The 17,469-nt window shown below is 66.1% G+C and carries 14 protein-coding genes; 5 read left to right on the top strand and 9 right to left on the bottom strand.

What is annotated here, in order from left to right:
• Positions 1-37 precede the first annotated feature (37 nt).
• Positions 38-940 (bottom strand): LysR family transcriptional regulator, encoded by a 903-nt coding sequence (locus HV681_RS07145; protein ID WP_175122408.1) that lies wholly within the window; start codon positions 938-940, stop codon positions 38-40.
• A gap of 144 nt (positions 941-1,084) precedes the next feature.
• Between HV681_RS07145 and HV681_RS07150 the strand changes: the two genes are divergently transcribed.
• Positions 1,085-2,503: an MFS transporter gene (locus HV681_RS07150; protein WP_175122409.1), complete on the top strand. Its 1,419-nt coding sequence runs from the start codon at positions 1,085-1,087 to the stop codon at positions 2,501-2,503.
• Between the two features lie 94 nt (positions 2,504-2,597).
• On the opposite strand, the gene HV681_RS07155 is transcribed toward HV681_RS07150, so the two are convergent.
• The 4 genes from HV681_RS07155 to HV681_RS07170 are packed head-to-tail and all read right to left on the bottom strand — an operon-like array spanning position 2,598 to position 7,645.
• On the bottom strand, positions 2,598-3,563 hold the full coding sequence (locus tag HV681_RS07155) for a Bug family tripartite tricarboxylate transporter substrate binding protein (RefSeq protein ID WP_175122410.1): 966 nt from the start codon (positions 3,561-3,563) through the stop codon (positions 2,598-2,600).
• A 42-nt stretch (positions 3,564-3,605) separates the two neighbouring features.
• Positions 3,606-4,850, bottom strand: coding sequence for a CaiB/BaiF CoA transferase family protein (locus HV681_RS07160; protein ID WP_175122411.1), 1,245 nt, complete (start codon positions 4,848-4,850; stop codon positions 3,606-3,608).
• A gap of 30 nt (positions 4,851-4,880) precedes the next feature.
• A complete protein-coding gene (locus HV681_RS07165; protein ID WP_175122412.1) occupies positions 4,881-6,026 on the bottom strand; it encodes an FAS1-like dehydratase domain-containing protein in 1,146 nt (381 codons plus the stop codon).
• Positions 6,027-6,067: 41 nt separating this feature from the next.
• Positions 6,068-7,645 carry an acetate--CoA ligase gene (locus HV681_RS07170; RefSeq protein WP_175122413.1) on the bottom strand — a complete coding sequence of 526 codons (1,578 nt, stop codon included), beginning with the start codon at positions 7,643-7,645 and terminating at the stop codon, positions 6,068-6,070.
• 169 nt (positions 7,646-7,814) lie between these two features.
• Here HV681_RS07170 and HV681_RS07175 point away from each other — a divergent pair, with 169 nt between their 5' ends.
• Positions 7,815-8,615, top strand: a complete 801-nt coding sequence (locus tag HV681_RS07175; RefSeq protein WP_175122414.1) for an IclR family transcriptional regulator — start codon at positions 7,815-7,817, stop codon at positions 8,613-8,615.
• Positions 8,616-8,619: 4 nt separating this feature from the next.
• Positions 8,620-9,117, top strand: coding sequence for a PaaI family thioesterase (locus tag HV681_RS07180; protein ID WP_175122415.1), 498 nt, complete (start codon positions 8,620-8,622; stop codon positions 9,115-9,117).
• 21 nt (positions 9,118-9,138) lie between these two features.
• Here the strand turns inward: HV681_RS07180 and HV681_RS07185 are convergent, their stop codons facing one another.
• The gene (locus HV681_RS07185) at positions 9,139-10,986 is read right to left on the bottom strand and encodes a methyl-accepting chemotaxis protein (RefSeq protein ID WP_175122416.1); all 1,848 of its coding nucleotides are present in this window, start codon (positions 10,984-10,986) and stop codon (positions 9,139-9,141) included.
• A gap of 352 nt (positions 10,987-11,338) precedes the next feature.
• On the opposite strand from HV681_RS07185, the gene HV681_RS07190 reads away from it, so the two are divergent.
• Together HV681_RS07190 and HV681_RS07195 are read left to right on the top strand one after the other, a co-directional pair.
• Positions 11,339-12,091 carry a 3D domain-containing protein gene (locus HV681_RS07190; RefSeq protein ID WP_175122417.1) on the top strand — a complete coding sequence of 251 codons (753 nt, stop codon included), beginning with the start codon at positions 11,339-11,341 and terminating at the stop codon, positions 12,089-12,091.
• 237 nt (positions 12,092-12,328) lie between these two features.
• Positions 12,329-12,766 (top strand): hypothetical protein, encoded by a 438-nt coding sequence (locus tag HV681_RS07195; RefSeq protein WP_175122418.1) that lies wholly within the window; start codon positions 12,329-12,331, stop codon positions 12,764-12,766.
• 67 nt (positions 12,767-12,833) lie between these two features.
• Here the strand turns inward: HV681_RS07195 and prpF are convergent, their stop codons facing one another.
• From prpF to HV681_RS07210, 3 genes are all read right to left on the bottom strand, one after another.
• Positions 12,834-14,018, bottom strand: coding sequence for a 2-methylaconitate cis-trans isomerase PrpF (prpF, locus tag HV681_RS07200; RefSeq protein ID WP_175122419.1), 1,185 nt, complete (start codon positions 14,016-14,018; stop codon positions 12,834-12,836).
• Between the two features lie 84 nt (positions 14,019-14,102).
• Positions 14,103-16,718, bottom strand: coding sequence for a Fe/S-dependent 2-methylisocitrate dehydratase AcnD (gene acnD / locus HV681_RS07205; RefSeq protein WP_175122420.1), 2,616 nt, complete (start codon positions 16,716-16,718; stop codon positions 14,103-14,105).
• Positions 16,718-17,428, bottom strand: a complete 711-nt coding sequence (locus tag HV681_RS07210) for a GntR family transcriptional regulator (protein WP_175122421.1) — start codon at positions 17,426-17,428, stop codon at positions 16,718-16,720. Before HV681_RS07210 ends, acnD begins: the two co-directional genes overlap by 1 nt.
• Between the last annotated feature and the right edge of the window lie 41 nt (positions 17,429-17,469).

Below are 17,469 nucleotides of genomic sequence, written 5' to 3' on the forward strand. Positions count from 1 at the left end.
TTGTGCGCACCGCCGGCGCGCTCCTTTCTGAGCGGACCTATCGGAGAGCGCCCGTCCCGCAAGCCTGAAGCACGATGCCGCGCAGCCAGCGATGGGCGGCATCGCCGTCCATTCGCGGGTGCCACAGCATCGACACCGTAAAGGGCGCCATTGCGAACGGCAGCGCAAAGCTGCGCATGCCCTCGCGCATCATGGCGGTGTGCCGATCGGGCACCGTGGCGATCATGTCGGTTTCGCGGGCCAGCGCCAGCGCCGTTGAATAGCTGCCCGCAATCGTGGCGATCTGGCGCGCGCGGCCGGCCTGCGCCAGGGGTTCATCCATGGGGCCTGATTCCCGTCCGCGGCGCGATATCAGAATGTGGCGCGCCGCCAAATAACGCGTCAGCGTGACGTTGCCGCGCGCCAACGGATGGGCGGCGCGCATGACGCCGATGTACCGATCCTGAAACAGCGCGCGCGTGCGCAGTTCAGGACTGGCCGACTCGCCCACCACCCCGGTTTCCAGGTCCACAGCGCCTTCGCGCAGCGGCGCGCTGTCCTTGTCCAGTTTCTGCATGAAGCGCAACCGCACCCCCGGCGCTTCGTCGTCAATCAGCGCGAGCAGACGCGCGCCAAAGTTCTCTACGAAGCCATCCGTGACGCGCAACGTGAAGGTGCGAACGAGCGATGCGATATCAAGGTCTTGCGAGGGACGCAGCACGGCTTGCGCATCCCTGACCAGCCCGCCGACCTGCTCGCGCAGCGCCAGCGCCCTTGGCGTGGGAACCAGACCACGTCCGGCGCGCACCAACAGCGGATCGCCCGTGGTGTCGCGCAGCCGCGCCAACGCGCGGCTCATGGCGGAAGGACTCAGGCGCAGACGCCGGGCGGCGCCGGCCACGCTGCCCTCGGAGAGCAGCGCATCCAGGGTGATGAGAAGGTTGAGGTCGGGCGCGGACATGCGGCAAACGTAGCACGCCGGCGAAAAACGCGCCGGGATTTGGCATGGCGTCACATGCAGGTATTTGCTGCAAATGGTGCGTCTTCCGCCAGGCATGGGAGAGGCATACGCTGGGATTCCATTTCCCCTTTGCACGTCGCCATCATGTCGCTCGCCGCTTCGCCCGTATCGTCATCCCCCTCCCGCCTCTCGCTATTGGCCTGCCTGTCCCTGTCGATGCTGCTGGCGTCCCTGGGCACCAGCATCGCCAACGTGGGCTTGCCCGCGTTCACCCACGCATTCGGCGCGTCGTTTCAGTCGGTGCAATGGGTGGTGCTGGCCTACCTGCTGGCCATCACGACCGCCGTGGTCAGCGCTGGACGGCTGGGCGACCTGATCGGCCGGCGGCGCCTGATGCTGGCCGGGATCGCCTGGTTTACGGTCGCCTCCGTGACGTGCGCAGCCGCGCCCGGACTGTGGACCCTGGTGGCCGCGCGCGCCGCGCAGGGCTTGGGCGCGGCCGTGCTGATGACGCTGGCCATGGCCTTTGCCGGCGAGGCAACGCAGAAGGGAAGGGCGGGCAGCGCCATGGGCCTGTTGGGCACGATGTCGGCGGCCGGCACCGCGCTCGGGCCGACGCTGGGCGGCGCGCTGATCGCGGGTCCGGGATGGCGGGCGATCTTTCTCATCAATCTGCCGCTGGGCCTGCTGGCGTTCTGGCTGGCGTGGCGGCATCTGCCCCGCGAGTCGCAACGCGCTGCGGCGCAGAGGATGCGTTTTGATTGGCTGGGCAGCGTGCTGCTGTCGCTGACGCTGGCGGTCTACGCGCTGTCCATGACGCTCGGACGCGGCAGCTTTGGTACTTTCAACGGTGTTCTGCTTGCGGCGGCGGCGGGCGGCGCGGGCCTGTTTGCGTGGGTGCAGTCGCGGACGGCAAACCCGCTGGTGCGGCCGGCGATGATGGCCAGTCCCGTGCTGGCGGGCGGCTTCGCGGCCAACGCGCTGGTCGCGACGGTGATGATGGCCACCTTGGTGGTTGGGCCGTTCTTTCTGGCGGGGGCTTTGGGGCTGGACGCGATGCGCGTCGGAATGGCGATGTCTTGCGGCCCGCTCGTTGCTGCCCTGGCGGGCGTACCGGCGGGGCGCTGCGTCGACCGCCTTGGCGCCCGGCCGATGACGCTTGCCGCATTGATCGCAATGACGGGGGCATCGGCGATGCTGCCCGTTGCGTCGGATGCGTTCGGAGTGACAGGATATGTGGTCGCGCTGGGCGTGCTGACGGCCGGGTATGCGCTGTTTCAGGCAGCCAACAACACCGCGGTCATGGCCGGGGCCGGCAGCAACGATCGCGGCGCCGTGTCTGGCTTGTTGAACCTGTCTCGCAACTTGGGGTTGATTACCGGTGCGTCGGCAATGGGCGCGGTGTTTGCCATGGGCGCCGGGGCGACGGCGCTGGCTGATGCCGCGCCCGCTCAACTGTCGGCCGGGTTGCACGCGACGTTTGTGATGGCCGCCGTGTTGTGCGCGCTGGCGATGGCAGCGGTGGCGGTTGGCGGGTTGAGGCTTGCTGCAGGCCGATCGTAAGGCGGCTTTGGCTCATGCGGTTGCCGGTCGCAACCGCGGCGCAGTGGCACGACCTGCGCCGCGTTGCCGCGCAACGCTGACAGTTACGCCGAAGTCATTCCGCCTTCAACCCCGCCTGCACGATCAGCGGTTGCCACTTCTGCCGTTCGCTGCGTGCAAACGCGGCCAGTTCCTCGGGCGTGCCGCCGCCGGGTTCATGCCCCAGATCCAGCAGCTTCTGCCTCACTTCCGGCCGCGCCAGGATCTTGGCCAGGTCCTCGTTCAATCGCTTGATCGCCGCCGGCGGCGTGCCCTTCGGCGCATACAGGCCGTTCCACGCGATCACCTGGAACCCATCCAGCCCCTGTCCCGCCACCGACGGCACGCCGGGCAGCAGGGCCGACTCCTTCAACGACGTCACCGCCAGCGGGCGCAGCTTGCCGCTGGTGATGAACGAGCGCGCGGCGCTGACGGTGTCGATGCCGACCTGCACCTGGCCGCCCAAGAGGTCCGTCGTGGCGGTGGCCGAGCCCTTGTAGGGGATGCCGCGAACGCTGTTGACCCCTTGCTGCTTGAGCAGTTCGTACACAAGGCGCGCGGTGGTGCTGGGCATGCCGACGTTGACGCTGTCGGGCTTGGCCTTGGCGCTGTTGCGCAGGTCGGCCAGGCTGGCGTAGGGCGAGGACGGCGTCGTCAGCAGCACCATGGGAAACGAACTGACCAGCATGACGGGCGCGAAGTCCTTCTCCGGGTCGAAGTTGGTGGACGCGTACATGTACTGGTTCAGCACGTGCGTGCCGTTGGTGCCCATCAGCAGCGTGTAGCCGTCGGGCGCGGCGCGCGCGGCTTCGGACGCGCCGATGTTGCCGCCCGCGCCGGGGCGGTTCTCCACGATGAAGGGTTGGCCCAGGTCGCGGGCCAGGTATTCGGCCAGATAGCGGGCGGCGACGTCGGTGCCCTGGCCGGCCTGGTAGGGGACGATGATCTTGACGGGTTTTGATGGGTAGCTGTCGGCGGCCGCGGCGGGCTGCGCGAACAGCAGCGGCGCCGCTAGCGCGGCGATCAGGCGTAAGGTCTTCATGGTGGTCTCCTCGTTTTTATATATGGCTGCATCGGATTGCGGCTAGGGCTTGGGAGGCGGCCATCGCGGCAGGATGCCCTGTTCCTGCAACGCCGCGATCTGTGAATCGCCGAAGCCGGCCTCCCGGAGGACTTCGACGGTGTGCTGTGCATAGGCGGGCGGCAGCCGGTCCACGCGCGCGGGCGCTTGCGACAGCCGGACTGCGGGACCGATGCCGTGATAGCCATCGCGATCGACGCGCATGCCGCGATGCGCGGTGTGCGCCTGCGCAAAGGCTTCGGGCACGCTGTTGACCGGCCCAGCCGGTACGCCAAGCTTCATCAGTTCCGCGCACAGCGCATCGCGCGCACGCGTCGCCAGGGCGCTTTCGATGGCGTCCCGCAACGCGTCGCGGTGCGACAGCCGCGCGCGGTTGGTGGCAAAGCGCGGATCGTCCGGCAACGATGGCAGGCCCGCGTAGTCGCAGAAGCGGCGGAACTGGCGGTCGTTGACGACGCCCAGGAAGATCTCGCCATCGCGGCAGGCGTAGCGGTCATACGGGGCGATGTTGGGATGCGCGCTGCCCAGGAGGCCCGGCGTCTGGTCGGTGTGCATCCAGTTGGCGGCATGCGGCACCAGCAGGCTGAGCGCGGTGTCGAACAGGGTGACTTCGACCCGCTGGCCAAGACCCGTGCGCGCGCGGTGATAAAGCGCCAGCAGGATGCCGGACTGCGCGGTGTAGCCGGTCAGGTGGTCGACGATGGGCACGCCGACGCGGGTCGGTCCGCCGGCGGGCTCGCCGTTGATGCTCATCAAGCCGCACATGGCCTGCAGCACCGCGTCGTAGCCGGGCAGGCCGCCCAGCGGCCCGTCTTCGCCGAAGCCAGTGATGGCGCAGTGGATGAGCTGGGGAAAGCGGGGCTTCAGGTCCGCCTCGTAATCCAGGCCCCACTTGGCCATCGTGCCGGGGATGAAGTTCTCGATCAGGACGTCGGCGTCGGCCAGCAACGCCAGCAGCACGTCGCGGCCGGCGGGCTTGGACAGGTCCAGCCCGATGGCGCGCTTGCCGCGGTTGACGGCGGTGAAGTAGGCGGCGTCGCCGTCGGCGTTGACCGGCGGGCCCAGCGTGCGCGTTTCGTCGCCGCCGGGCGGCTCGACCTTGATGACATCCGCGCCCTGGTCCGCCAGCATCTGCGTGCACAGCGGGCCGGCCAGGACGCGCGACAGGTCGATGACGCGCAGGCCGTCCAGCGCGCCCCGCGGACGGACCTCGGGGCTTGGTGCAGCATGTTCCGATGAATCAGACATCGCCCACCTCGTCTTGGGGGTTGCCGCGGGTCAGGCGCGGGTAGGCAATTCGACCACACCGGTGCCCAGGACGGAAAGCTCGTCGTCCTGGTTGCGCGCTTCCTGTTCGATCTCGACCAGGTGACGGCCGTCTTCCACGTACTTGCGCACCACCTTGCCCTTGAAGAACAGCATGTCGCCCTCGGGGTTGTGGCGGCGGATCTTGCACGTGGACTTGCGCAGGAACCCGGCGTCGCCCATCCAGTTGGTAAGGTGATGGGTCAGCCACGAATTGCGCTCGGGACCGTAGTCGTAGGCGCCGGGCGCGCCGACTTCCAGCGCGAAGTCTTCTTCCCAGTGGACGCGCTCGGGCACATCGGGAATGCCGAAGCGGTTGGTGATGCCCACGCCCGGATGCGCGTCGATGAGCTGCCACGCCAGCTTGTTGGCCCGGATGTACAGGCCGCCCCAGCCCTGCGCGAAGGCGATGAAGCCGGTGACCGTCATCGGGCCTTTGAACATCACGGGCAGTTCCTCGCCTTCCTTCACGTCTTCCCAGTAGCGCGGCGTGGCGCCGCGCACTTCTTCCTGGGCGTAGAGCTTGTAGGCTTCCTTGATTTCCTCGGGGCTGTAGCGGCGCGGCTCGCGGGCGCGGACTTCCGCGTATTTGCTGCCCTGTTCGCGCGCATGGTCGCGTTCCGTGCGGAAGCACCAGCTGTCGGCCTCGGCGACCTTGTCGCCGTCCTGGTTGAAGAAGTCCACGTGATAGATCTGCTGCACGGCGCGGCCCGCAAAGCGGGTCTGGTGTTCGATCAGGTTCTTCAGGTGCGCTTCGGTGGAAATGATGTCGTTACGCTTGACCGTCTTGTGCCAGGTCCAGTCCGCGCCCGACCACATGGCGTGTACGCCGGGCAGCCCGCCCACGTAGCCGGACACGATGCGGCTGGTGGCAAACAGGAAGCTGGGCAGCGCGATGATGCCGCCGTGCTGGGTCTTGGCTGCGTACTCCGGGTCCGACCACAGCGGGTTGTCGTCGCCGATGCCGTGGGCGTAATGGCGGATGTTGTCGCGCGTGGCTTCGTAGCACCACGGCTCGGCGGTGGCGCCGATCTTCACGCCGATGCGTTCGCGCAGCTCGTCCAGCCCGCGTTCGGTGATCTTGGGAAAGCTGCGTTCGGTCTTGGTCTGGGTCAGCATGATGTCTCCTGGGTTTGAGAGGTGGCCTGTGCCGGGTAGCCCTAGGCGTGGGCGGCGCCGGCGGGCGTGGTGTCGGCGGTCGCAAGCTCTTGCTCCCGCAATTTCCTGCGATGGATCTTTCCGGCGGGCGTCTTGGGCAGTTCAGCCACAAACACGACCTGCCGCGGATACTCGTGCTGCGCCAGGCGGCTGCGCACGGCGTCCTGGATTTCCTGCACGAAGGCGTCGTCGCCGGGGCGCGCCGACACCACGAAGGCCTTGACGACCTGGCCGCGCAGCGGGTCGGGCACGCCGATGGCGGCGGCCTCCGTTACGTCGCGGTGCTTGAGGATGGCGTCTTCGATCTCGACGGCGCTCATGGTCCAGCCGGCCGAGATGATGACGTCGTCGGCGCGGCCCCCATGCCAGAAGTAGCCGTCTTCGTCCACGCGCCCAAGATCCTTGGTGGCGACCCACGCGTCGCGGCGCCACAGCTTGAGCTCGCCGGTTTCGCCGGGCGCGCAGGGCTGGCCGTTGGCGTCCTGCACTTCGACGCGTAGGCCCGGCACGGGTTTGCCCAGCGAGCCGGCCTTGACCGTGAAATCCGGCGCGCCGGGATAGTTGACAAGGCAGACGCCGATTTCCGTCGTGCCGTACATGCTGCAGACGGGCCGGCCGAAGGTGGCTTCGACGAAGGCGGACGTTTCACTGTCGATGGGCTCGCCGGTGAAGGACACCTTGTCCAGGTGATAGCGGTAGCGTGCCGCCGCGCCGCTGTTGCGCATCATCCGGTAGTGGGTGGCGGCGGCGGAGATGTTGGTGAAACGGTGGTCCTGCAAGGCCTGCAGCAGACGTTCGGCATTGAACTTGCCGGCATACGCGCCGATGGTGACGCCAAGCGCCAGCGGCGCCAGCGTGCCGTGCCACAGGCCGTGCCCCCAGGCGGGCGACGACGGGCACATGTAGCGGTCGCCGGGCCGGATGCCGGTGCCGTACAGCGCGGCCAGCATCAGCGTGACCAGGGCGCGGTGCGTGTGCTTGACGGCGTCGGGCAGCTCGCGCGTCGTGCCCGACGTGTACTGGAAGATGGCCAGATCGTCGGCGCGCGTGCGGCATTCGTAATGGGGCGGGTAGGCGGCCAGTGTGCCGAGAAAGGCGTCGTCGGCGATGACCACGCGCATGTCCTCGCCGCCGGCGGCAAGCGGGGCCTTTTCGGCGTTGGTCACCAGCATGCGCGGCTGGCAGTCCTGAACACGCAACCGGATGCCGTCGGGGCCGAACAGCGTGAAGAGCGGCACGGCGATGGCGCCCATTTTCATCGCGCCGAACATGGCCACGTAGAACGGCAGCGACGGTTCCAGCATGACGGCGACGCGGTCGCCGGCGCGGATGCCCTGCTCAACCAGGTAGTGCGCGAAACGCGAGGATTCCTCGGCGATCTGGCGGAACGAGTAGGTCTCGTCCCCGCCGGCGGCGCGCACCAGGATGATCGCCGGCTCGGCCTTGTCCGCATGCCGGTCGATGCATTCGTGCGCGATGTTCATGTGTTCGCGGTTGCCATCGAACAGCTCCCAGAGCTTGTCCGAGGAGCAGAGCGCCTGGGCGTCCGCGTAGGAAAGGGTATCGGTCAGCTTCGTCATTTCGTCGTACCTGTGTGGGTCGGCAACCTGTGGAACCCACTATGCGCGCCGCCAAATAAATTGTCAATTACGTTTATTGATTGTATATAGACAATTAGGACGGCGTGGAGGCGGCCCCGCGAGGCGGGCGCCGCACGGTATGCTTGCCGCAATAAAAATGGAGAACCCGATGAGTGAAACCGGTACCCCGGAAATTGCCAGCGCCGCCGGCCCGCGCGTGCGGCCTGTGCCGGCCGTGACGCGATCGATCGCGATCCTGCGCCTTCTGGGCCGGGGCGGCGAGCCCATGACGCTGAAGGCCATCTCGCAGGAACTGGGCATGGTGACCAGCACGTGCCTGCACATTCTTCGCGTCCTGGTGGAAGAAGGCCTGGTGAAGGTCGACCCCGGCGCCAAGCGTTACAGCCTGGGCGTAGGCATGCTGACGCTGGCGCGCAGCGTGATCGAAAGCAACCCGTTCCCCGCGCTGGCGCAGCCCGTGCTGGATCGCATCGCCAACGCGGCCAGTGTCACCGCGATCGGCGTCGAGGTGTCCGGCAGCGATCACATGGTGGTGCTGGCGCTGTCACGGTCCAACGCGCCGTTCCGCCTGCATGTGGACGTGGGAAGCCGCTTTCCGGCGCTGATCAGCGCAACGGGCCGGTTGGTCGCCGCGTTTGCGGATCTGTCCGAGAAGGAACTGGAGCGGCGCTTCAAGGCCCTGCGCTGGGATCAGGCGCCCGAGTTCGCGGCGTGGAAGGCCGACGTGGACGCCGTGCGGCGGCAGGGCTACAGCGTGGACCGCAACAACTACATCAACGGCGTCGTCGTGATCGCGGTGCCGGTCTTCGACAGTCATCAGCGGCTGACGCATGCATTGGTGGCTGCGGGGTTGGCCGAACAGCTCGATGCGGCGCGCGTGGAATCGCTGGCGGCGGAACTGCAGGGCGAGGCGCGCGCGTTGTCGCAACTGATGGCGGCCAGGAGCTAGACCCATGGACACGCATTCCGCCGACGATTCCGCCGTTCCGCCCGGTTGGCGCAAACGCGCGCTGCCCGGTTTTGCGGGCCTGATCGGTCCGTTGTGGGTGCGCAAGGAGGACGATGGTTGGGCATATGGCCTGTTGACCACCGCCGACCATCTGAATCCCGCAGGCGTGGTGCACGGCGGATTGCTGACCGCGCTGCTGGACCACGGCATCAGCGCGATTGCGTGGGAAGCGCTGGGCCGGCGCGCCTGCGTGACCGTGCAACTGGACACGCATTTTCTGGCGGCGACGCGCGAAGGACAGTTTCTGCAAGTCCGCGGCCGCGTGGCGCGGGCCACGTCGTCGCTGGTGTTCATGCAGGGGGAATTGAGCGCGGACGGGGAGGTCGTCGCGACGGCGGTTGCCGTGCTCAAGCAGGTCGGCCCGCCCCGGAAAACGGGGGGAGAATCTGCGGCAGGCGGACCTGCGGCAGGCAAACCAGCCGCAGGCACGCCGGCGGAGTAACTCCCCGCCGGCGGTTCCGGATCAGCTCTGCGGCAGTGCGATCAGCCGGCCGGCGCTGGCCGCTTCTTCCTCGCGCAGCTTGAATCGCGCAACGGCATCTGCCAACACACGCGCCTGATCGCTCAACATCCCCGACGCCGCCGTCGATTGCTCGACGAGCGCCGCGTTCTGCTGCGTGGCCTGATCCATGTCGGCGACCGAGCGGTCGATCTGCCCCAACCCCGTGCTCTGCTCGGCCATGGCGCCGTGGATCTCGCTCACCATCCGCTGCACGCGGTTGATGCCGTCGACAATCTCGGTCATGGTCGAACCGGCGGCCTGCACGCGTTCCGTGCCGCTCTTCACGTTCTGCACCGACGCCTCGATCAGCGTCTTGATCTCCTGCGCGGAAGCCGCGCTGCGTTGCGCGAGCGTGCGCACTTCACCCGCCACCACCGCGAAACCGCGGCCCTGTTCGCCGGCGCGCGCAGCCTCGACCGCCGCGTTCAGCGCCAGGATGTTGGTCTGGAAGGCGATGCCGTCGATCACGCGGATGATCTCGGTGATGCGCCGCGACGATTGCGAAATCTCGTCCATGGTGGTGACAGCGTCCTTGACCACCTGCCCGCCGCGTGCGGCTACCGCGCTGGCTTCGTCGGCCAGGCGCGTCGCGTGCTCGGCGGTTTCCTCGGTCTGACGCACGCTGGACGCAAGCTCGGTCAGCGCCGACGACGTTTCCTCGAGCGAGGCGGCCGACGTTTCCGTGCGCTGCGACAGATCACGGTTGCCCATGTCGATCTCGCGCGTGGCGGCGCTCATCGAGTGCACGCCGCTGCGCACCTCGCGCATGACGTGGGTGATCTTCTCCACGAACGCGTTGAACGAGGCCGAAATCTGCGCGACCTCGTCATGACCGACCACCGCCAGACGATGCGTCATGTCGCCGTCGCCGGAACCGATGGTGTCCATGGCGTCGCGCACGGCGGACAGACGCTTGAAGGCGCGCGACGTGATCACGCTGGCGATGCCCACGGCCACCAGCGTCAGGACCACCAGCGAGATCAGGGTTGCGTGCAACACCTGCGTCAGGCCGACGGTGGCCTCGGTCTTGTCCAGCGCCACGACCAGATACCAGTCGGTGCCGGGAATGCGGCGCGCCTTCAGCAGCTTCTGCGCGCCGTCCAGCGCAATCTCGACGGGCGCTGCGCCGTCGCGGGCCATGGCGGCAATCGCCTCGGCGGTCAGGGCCGGCGAGATGTCGGTCGACGGCTTGAGCGCCAGCTTGTCGTTCAAGTGCGAGATCACCTGGCCGTCTGTGCCCAGCACAAATGCGCTGCTCGACGGGGTGGGGTGGATGGCCTTGATGATGTCCTTCACGCCATCGAGCGGCACGGCGCCGCTCAGCACGCCGGTCGTCTGGCCGTTGCGGATCATCGGCGCAGTAAACGCCACGTACAGCACGCCGGTGCTGGAATCTCCGTAGGGCTTGGTGATCGTCAGCTTGCCGGCGGCCACGGCGCTCTTGTACCAGGGCCGGGCGGTCGGATCGTAATCCGCCGCGGTCTTGGTGGTGGAAAAGAAGGTCTTGTCGGACCAGCCGATGGTGGTGATGGGAAAGCCGTTGGTCTCGCCCATGAGCTTGGTCAGGCCCCGGGGATCGCCTTTCTCGACCACCTTCGCCGTGGCGTCGACAGCCTGCGCCTTGTCGGCCGACCAGCGCTCGATGGCGCTGGCGTTGCCGGAGGCCACGGCGTTCAGGGTTGCGGCGATGGTGGACATCATGTTGTCGCGCACGATCTGGTAGGTGATGAGGCCCGAGAGCGTAAGCGCTCCCACCACCGTAAAGCAGGTAATAAGCAAAATGCGGTTGCGCAGCGACGTTATCTTCATGCTCGTGTACTGGATACGCCGACGTGGAAAGTCGGCGGGTTGCTAGTCGGCCGGGAAATCCCCGGCCGCAATCCGCTAACGGCAGGCGGATGCGGCGACTTTAGGGAGGGAGACCAGAACTTTTGATGTAGTGACCGCGCCGCGGTAAGCAAGCGATCAGCGCTTGAGCGATCTTTTGCGAGGCCTGCACGGGTTGATCTCCTAAAGCGGCGGGGCAGGCCGAGTAGCCTTCCGCAATACCCAAAATCGAGCATGCGAATCTACTGAAAAGCTGTCGATAATTTTTGACGGGTAGCTAAGGTGATTTTCAACGCCCAATTTGGCCGGCCGGGTCAACAACGAGAGGACCATCATGAATGAAAAAGGCGATTCTGTTGTTTCACTAGGCGCTTCACACTTGACCGCGAATGCTGATGCGGATCAGGCGGATTTTTCGCTTCCCGCGCCGGACGTCGCTACTGTTAAACAGCACAATCTTTGGGCGACCCATTACTTCGTGTACGCAGCTTCGGCCTCACCGGATGGCATACCATTTGTAGACAAGGCGGGGAATCCCATCTCCGATAATGTTTCGCAAAAGGATTGGTGTCTTGCTGCCATCGAGGGAACTGTTCAGGTCTCAATGAATGGCAAACTGCGGACGTTGAACTACGGCGGCACAAGAACCGATGCCCAAGTTGACTGTGCTGCGGTCCTAGGAATAGATCCCGCAATAAAGCCGTGGATCACGAAAACCGGACACTCGTACTTCAGGGCTGCGGTCGGCAAGTACGGAGATGGTGGAAGCAATTATCGGCTGATCCCGTTCCGGACCGTTGCCGTGGACAAAAACGTCTTCCCGTTTGGAACTGTCTTTTTTATTCCTGATGCGAAAGGGGTTAGCGTCACGTTGCCGTCAGGGCGTGTCGTTTATCACGATGGCTACTTCTTTGCCGCAGATACTGGAGGCGCCATCAAAGGCAACCATATCGATGTCTTCTGCGGTACCAGCGCGCAGAACTGTTTCCCCGGATTCATTACAAGCAATAGCGACAAGACGTTTGTGGCAATGGAGATTTCAGATGCTGCGGTAAAGGACGTTCTGGAAGCAATGCATACCGCGTAGAACTGCTTGCTTGGAAGAATGAGGGTGGTCGCTAGACCAACTCTGTCATCAGAACTTGGTCGGGCCGTTAAGCCCGGTGAGAGGAGTCTTATGTTGCCGCGGAGGGCGATAGTCTGGGCGGGCATATTTGCGCTGGCGACGAATTCCGTCGCAGCGGCGGAGCCTTGGTCCCCGCGAGCCGATTGCCCTTTCGTGCCGTCGGGTGATAACAGGCTGCCGCCCGAGGCGCAGACTGCCTTGGTCGATCTGGACATCGAACATCGAATTACCCAGACGCTCAATAGCCGGAAGACAGCTTCAAATTATCACGGGCCGGATATGACGTTGAAAGGCCGAAATTACACTGCGGCTGTAGATCTGAGTGTGCGTTGCTTGGACGCTTCGTCTATCAAGCGCCTACTGTCGCAACTGGCCAACCATGGCTTTGCCGCGTGGTATCGCGAGAATGGCAAGGATGGTTGGAAGGGCGCTAACCATATCCACGCGGTGTGGGCCGCAGAACCGCTGAAGCCGCAACTTCGCGATCAAATTAAGAGTTGGCTCAACGGCCGCACCGGTCTAGTTGGAAACGGAAAGTATGAATTTTGGCAGCCGTCGTCGGAAGAACTGTTGAAAGTCAGCGCACAGTACGAAGCATCAAAAGCGCTATTGCCGGGTGATAAGGGGGCGAAATAACGTGACAAGGCAGTCGCATGCAGCGACTGCCTGGATTTGCATGCTTCTTCGCATGGCCCTGACGCGCTCAGAACCCCTCACGCGGCACGTGCACGCGGCCTTCCATCAGCACGCGCGCGCTGCGGCTCATGATGGCTTTGGTCACTTTCCAGTCGCCATCCACCAACTGCGCTTGCGCGCCGACTCGCAGGGTGCCCGACGGGTGTCCAAAGCACACGTTGTCGCGCTCGCCGCCGCCGGCCGCCAGGTTCACCAGCGTGCCGGGCACGGCTGCTGCCGTGGCGATCGCGACCGACGCCGTGCCCATCATGGCGTGATGCAGCTTGCCCATGGACAACGCACGCACCAGCACGTCGATGTCGCTCGTGCCGATCTTCTTGCCGCTGGACGAAATGTATTCCTTGGGCGGGGCGACGAAGGCGATCTTGGGGGTGTGCTGGCGGCTGGCGGCCTCGGCGAGGTCCTTGATGAGGCCCATGCGCAGCGCGCCGTGGGCGCGGATGGTCTCAAAGCGCGACAGCGCGGCGGTGTCGCCGTTGATGGCGTCCTGCAGCTCCGTGCCGCTGTACCCCAGCGCGTCGGCTTCCAGGAAGATCGTCGGGATGCCGGAATTGATCATCGTGGCCTTGAACGTGCCCACGCCGGGCACTTCCAGGTTGTCGACCAGGTTGCCGGTGGGGAACATGGAGCCGCCGTCGCCTTCCTCCGCCGGGTCCATGAATTCCAAACGCAGTTCGGCGGCGGGGAAGGTCACGCCGTCCAGTTCAAAATCGCCGGTTTCCTGCACCGCGCCGCCGGTGATGGGCACGTGAGCCACGATGGTCTTCTGGATGTTGGCTTGCCAGATGCGCACGACCGCAACGCCGTCCTGCGGAACGCGGGCGGGGTCGACCAGGCCGTTGGTGATGGCAAAAGGGCCGACCGCGGCCGACAGGTTGCCGCAGTTGCCGCTCCAGTCCACGAAAGGCTGGTCGATGGAGACCTGGCCGAAGAGGTAGTCCACGTCATGGTCGGGTCGCGTGCTTTTGGCGACGATGACGGTCTTGCTGGTGCTGGACGTGGCGGCGCCCATGCCGTCAATCTGCTTGCCGTAGGGATCGGGGCTGCCGATCACGCGCAGGAGCAGCGCGTCGCGCGCGGCGCCCGGCACGCGGGCGGATTCCGGCAGGTCGTCCAGCTTGAAGAACACGCCTTTGCTGGTGCCGCCGCGCATGTAGGTGGCGGCGATCTTGGTTTGGGGAGCATGTGCCATGTGTCGATCCTGAAATATCGGTCCTGAGATATCGGAGTAGGGCGGCGGGCGCTGCACACGCCCGCCGGTCTGTACAACGGCCGGTCAGGCCAGCTTGCCGGCGTCCGTCGCCGAGGCGGCTTCCAGGAAATCCTGGGCAAAGCGCTGCAGCACGCCGCCGGCTTCGTAGATGGACACTTCTTCGGCGGTGTCCAGGCGGCAGGTCACCGGCACCTGTTCGGTGCTGCCGTTGCGGCGGTGAATCACCAGCGTCAGGTCCGCGCGCGGCTTGCGTTCCCCGATGACGTCGTAGCTTTCGGTGCCGTCGAGAGCCAGCGTCTTGCGGTCGACGCCCGGCTTGAATTCCAGCGGCAGCACGCCCATGCCGATCAGGTTGGTGCGGTGGATGCGCTCGAAGCCTTCGGCCACGATGGCTTCCACGCCGGCCAGGCGCACGCCCTTGGCGGCCCAGTCGCGCGACGAGCCTTGGCCGTAATCGGCGCCGGCCACGATGATGAGCGGCTGTTTGCGGTCCATGTAGGTCTCGATGGCCTCCCACATGCGCATGACCTGGCCTTCCGGTTCCACGCGCGCCAGCGAACCTTGCTGCACCGAGCCGTCGGCGTTCTTCACCATTTCGTTGAAGAGCTTGGGGTTGGCGAACGTGGCGCGCTGCGCGGTCAGGTGGTCGCCGCGGTGCGTGGCGTACGAGTTGAAGTCCTCTTCGGGCAGGCCCATCTTGTGCAGGTATTCGCCTGCGGCGCTGTCCATCAGGATGGCGTTGGACGGCGACAGGTGGTCGGTGGTGATGTTGTCGCCCAGAACGGCCAGCGGCAGCATGCCGCGCAGCGTGCGCTCGCCGGCCAGCGCGCCTTCCCAGTACGGCGGACGGCGGATGTACGTGCTTTGCGGGCGCCAGTCGTACAGCGGGCTGACGGCCGTTTGGCGGTCGTCCTTGATGCCGAACATGGGGGCGTAGACCTTACGGAACTGCTCGGGCTTGACCGCCGACTTGACCATGGCGTCGATCTCTTCGTCGCTGGGCCAGATGTCCTTCAGGCGAATATCGCGGCCATCGGCGGCCACGCCCAGCACGTCGCGCTCGATGTCGAAGCGGATGGTGCCGGCAATGGCGTAGGCCACGACCAGCGGCGGCGAGGCCAGGAAGGCCTGCTTGGCGTACGGGTGGATGCGGCCGTCGAAGTTGCGGTTACCGGACAGCACGGCGGTCGCATACAGATCGCGGTCGATGATTTCCTGCTGGATCTTCGGGTCCAGCGCGCCGGACATGCCGTTGCACGTGGTACAGGCAAACGCCACGACGCCAAAGCCCAGTTGTTCCAGTTCGTGCGTGAGGCCGGCTTCTTCCAGATAGAGCTGCACGGCCTTGGATCCCGGCGCCAGCGAACTCTTGACCCACGGCTTGCGCACAAGGCCCGCGCGGTTGGCGTTGCGCGCCAACAGGCCCGCGGCGATCACGTTGCGCGGGTTGCTGGTGTTGGTGCAGCTGGTGATGGCGGCAATGATGACGGCGCCGTCGGGCATCAGGCCCGGCTGGTTCTCGACCACGCCAGCGATGCCGCGTTCGGCCAGGTCGGACACCGGCAGGCGGCGATGCGGGTTGGACGGGCCGGCCAGCGTGCGCACGACGGTGGACAGGTCAAAGCGCAGCACGCGCTCGTACTGCGCCGTCTTCAGGCTGTCGGACCACAGGCCCGCGGTCTTGGCGTAGTTTTCCACCAGCGCGATCTGGTCGTCCTCGCGGCCGGTCAGGCGCAGGTAGTCGATGGTCTGCTGGTCGATGGAGAACATCGCCGCGGTGGCGCCATATTCCGGCGCCATGTTCGAGATGGTGGCGCGATCGCCCAGCGTCAGGCTGGACGCGCCTTCGCCGTAGAACTCCAGGTACGCGCCCACCACCTTTTCCTTGCGCAGGAATTCGGTCAGGGTCAGCACGATGTCGGTGGCGGTGATGCCGGGCTGCGCGCGGCCGGACAGTTCGACGCCGACGATGTCGGGCAGGCGCATCCAGGATGCGCGGCCCAGCATGACGTTCTCGGCTTCCAGGCCGCCCACGCCGATGGCGATGACGCCCAGCGCGTCCACGTGCGGGGTGTGGCTGTCGGTGCCGACCAGCGTGTCGGGGAAGGCCACGCCGTCCTGCGTGTAGATCACCGGCGACATCCGCTCCAGGTTGATCTGGTGCATGATGCCGTTGCCCGGCGGCACGACCTCGATGTTCTCGAAGGCCTGCTTGGTCCAGTCGATGAAATGGAAGCGGTCTTCGTTGCGGCGGTCTTCCACCGCGCGGTTCTTGGCGAAGGCGTCCGGGTCGTTGCCGTCGTATTCAACCGCCAGCGAGTGGTCCACGATCAATTGCACCGGCACCACGGGGTTGACCTTGGCCGGGTCGCCGCCCTTGTCGGCGATGGCATCGCGCAGGCCCGCCAGGTCCACCAGCGCGGTCTGACCCAGGATGTCATGACAGACCACGCGCGCGGGAAACCACGGAAAGTCCAGGTCGCGGCGGCGTTCGATCAACTGCTTGAGCGCGTCGGTCAGCAGCGCGGGGTCGCACCGGCGCACCAGGTTTTCAGCCAGGACGCGGGACGTGTAAGGCAGGCCGTCATACGCGCCGGGCGCGATGGCCTCGACGGCCGCGCGGGCGTCGAAGTAGTCCAGGCGGGTGCCGGGCAGGTTCTTGCGGTACGACTTGTTCATCATGCCTCCGTGCGCTGTTGGGTGCTTTGCGCGATCTGTTGTTCGATGTTGATGCGGGATGCGCGGATGTGCCGGCGCATCAGAAGTTCTGCCAGTTCGCCATCGCCGTCGGCGATGGCGTCCAGAATGCGGTGATGCTCGGCATAGGCCTGCCGCGGGCGGTTGGGCGTCGTCGAGTACTGGATGCGGTACATGCGCGCCAATTGATAGAGCTCGTCGCACAGCATGCGGAACAGCATCTGATTGCCGCTGCCTTTGACGATGCGATAGTGGAAATCGTAGTCCCCTTCCTGCTGGTAATAGCCCAGCCCGGCCTGGAAGGCTTCGTCGCGTTCGTGCGCTTCCAGCACGCCGCGCAGCTCGTCGATTTCCGACGGCGGCATGCGGTCAGCGGCCAGGCGGCAGGCCGTGCCTTCCAGCGATTCGCGGATTTCGTAGAGTTCGACCAGTTCCTGAATCGACAGGGACACGACGCGCGCGCCGGCGTGCGGCACGCGCACCAGCAGCTTCTGGCCCTCCAGCCGGTGCAGGGCCTCGCGCAGCGGACCGCGGCTGACCCCGTGGATGCGCGCCAGTTCGGGTTCGGAGATCTTGCTGCCCGGGGCGATCTCGCCCTTGACGATGGCGGACTGGATCTTGCGGAAGATGTGGTCCGACAGGGTTTCGCCATCGGGGGGCGGCGTGCCCGGCAGGGTGAGCACTTTGCTCATGGTGTCGACAATTCGTTCCGTTTTTGGGGTGATACTCGGAA

The sequence above is a fragment of the Achromobacter animicus genome, from assembly GCF_902859585.1.
Lineage (GTDB): Bacteria > Pseudomonadota > Gammaproteobacteria > Burkholderiales > Burkholderiaceae_B > Achromobacter > Achromobacter animicus.

Excerpts from the sequence above, each read along its gene's own strand:
- HV681_RS07145 (WP_175122408.1), bottom strand. The coding sequence starts at position 940 with ATGTCCGCGCCCGACCTCAACCTTCTCATCACCCTGGATGCGCTGCTC.
- HV681_RS07150 (WP_175122409.1), top strand. The coding sequence starts at position 1,085 with ATGTCGCTCGCCGCTTCGCCCGTATCGTCATCCCCCTCCCGCCTCTCG.
- HV681_RS07155 (WP_175122410.1), bottom strand. The coding sequence starts at position 3,563 with ATGAAGACCTTACGCCTGATCGCCGCGCTAGCGGCGCCGCTGCTGTTC.
- HV681_RS07160 (WP_175122411.1), bottom strand. The coding sequence starts at position 4,850 with ATGTCTGATTCATCGGAACATGCTGCACCAAGCCCCGAGGTCCGTCCG.
- HV681_RS07165 (WP_175122412.1), bottom strand. The coding sequence starts at position 6,026 with ATGCTGACCCAGACCAAGACCGAACGCAGCTTTCCCAAGATCACCGAA.
- HV681_RS07170 (WP_175122413.1), bottom strand. The coding sequence starts at position 7,645 with ATGACGAAGCTGACCGATACCCTTTCCTACGCGGACGCCCAGGCGCTC.
- HV681_RS07175 (WP_175122414.1), top strand. The coding sequence starts at position 7,815 with ATGAGTGAAACCGGTACCCCGGAAATTGCCAGCGCCGCCGGCCCGCGC.
- HV681_RS07180 (WP_175122415.1), top strand. The coding sequence starts at position 8,620 with ATGGACACGCATTCCGCCGACGATTCCGCCGTTCCGCCCGGTTGGCGC.
- HV681_RS07185 (WP_175122416.1), bottom strand. The coding sequence starts at position 10,986 with ATGAAGATAACGTCGCTGCGCAACCGCATTTTGCTTATTACCTGCTTT.
- HV681_RS07190 (WP_175122417.1), top strand. The coding sequence starts at position 11,339 with ATGAATGAAAAAGGCGATTCTGTTGTTTCACTAGGCGCTTCACACTTG.
- prpF (WP_175122419.1), bottom strand. The coding sequence starts at position 14,018 with ATGGCACATGCTCCCCAAACCAAGATCGCCGCCACCTACATGCGCGGC.
- acnD (WP_175122420.1), bottom strand. The coding sequence starts at position 16,718 with ATGAACAAGTCGTACCGCAAGAACCTGCCCGGCACCCGCCTGGACTAC.
- HV681_RS07210 (WP_175122421.1), bottom strand. The coding sequence starts at position 17,428 with ATGAGCAAAGTGCTCACCCTGCCGGGCACGCCGCCCCCCGATGGCGAA.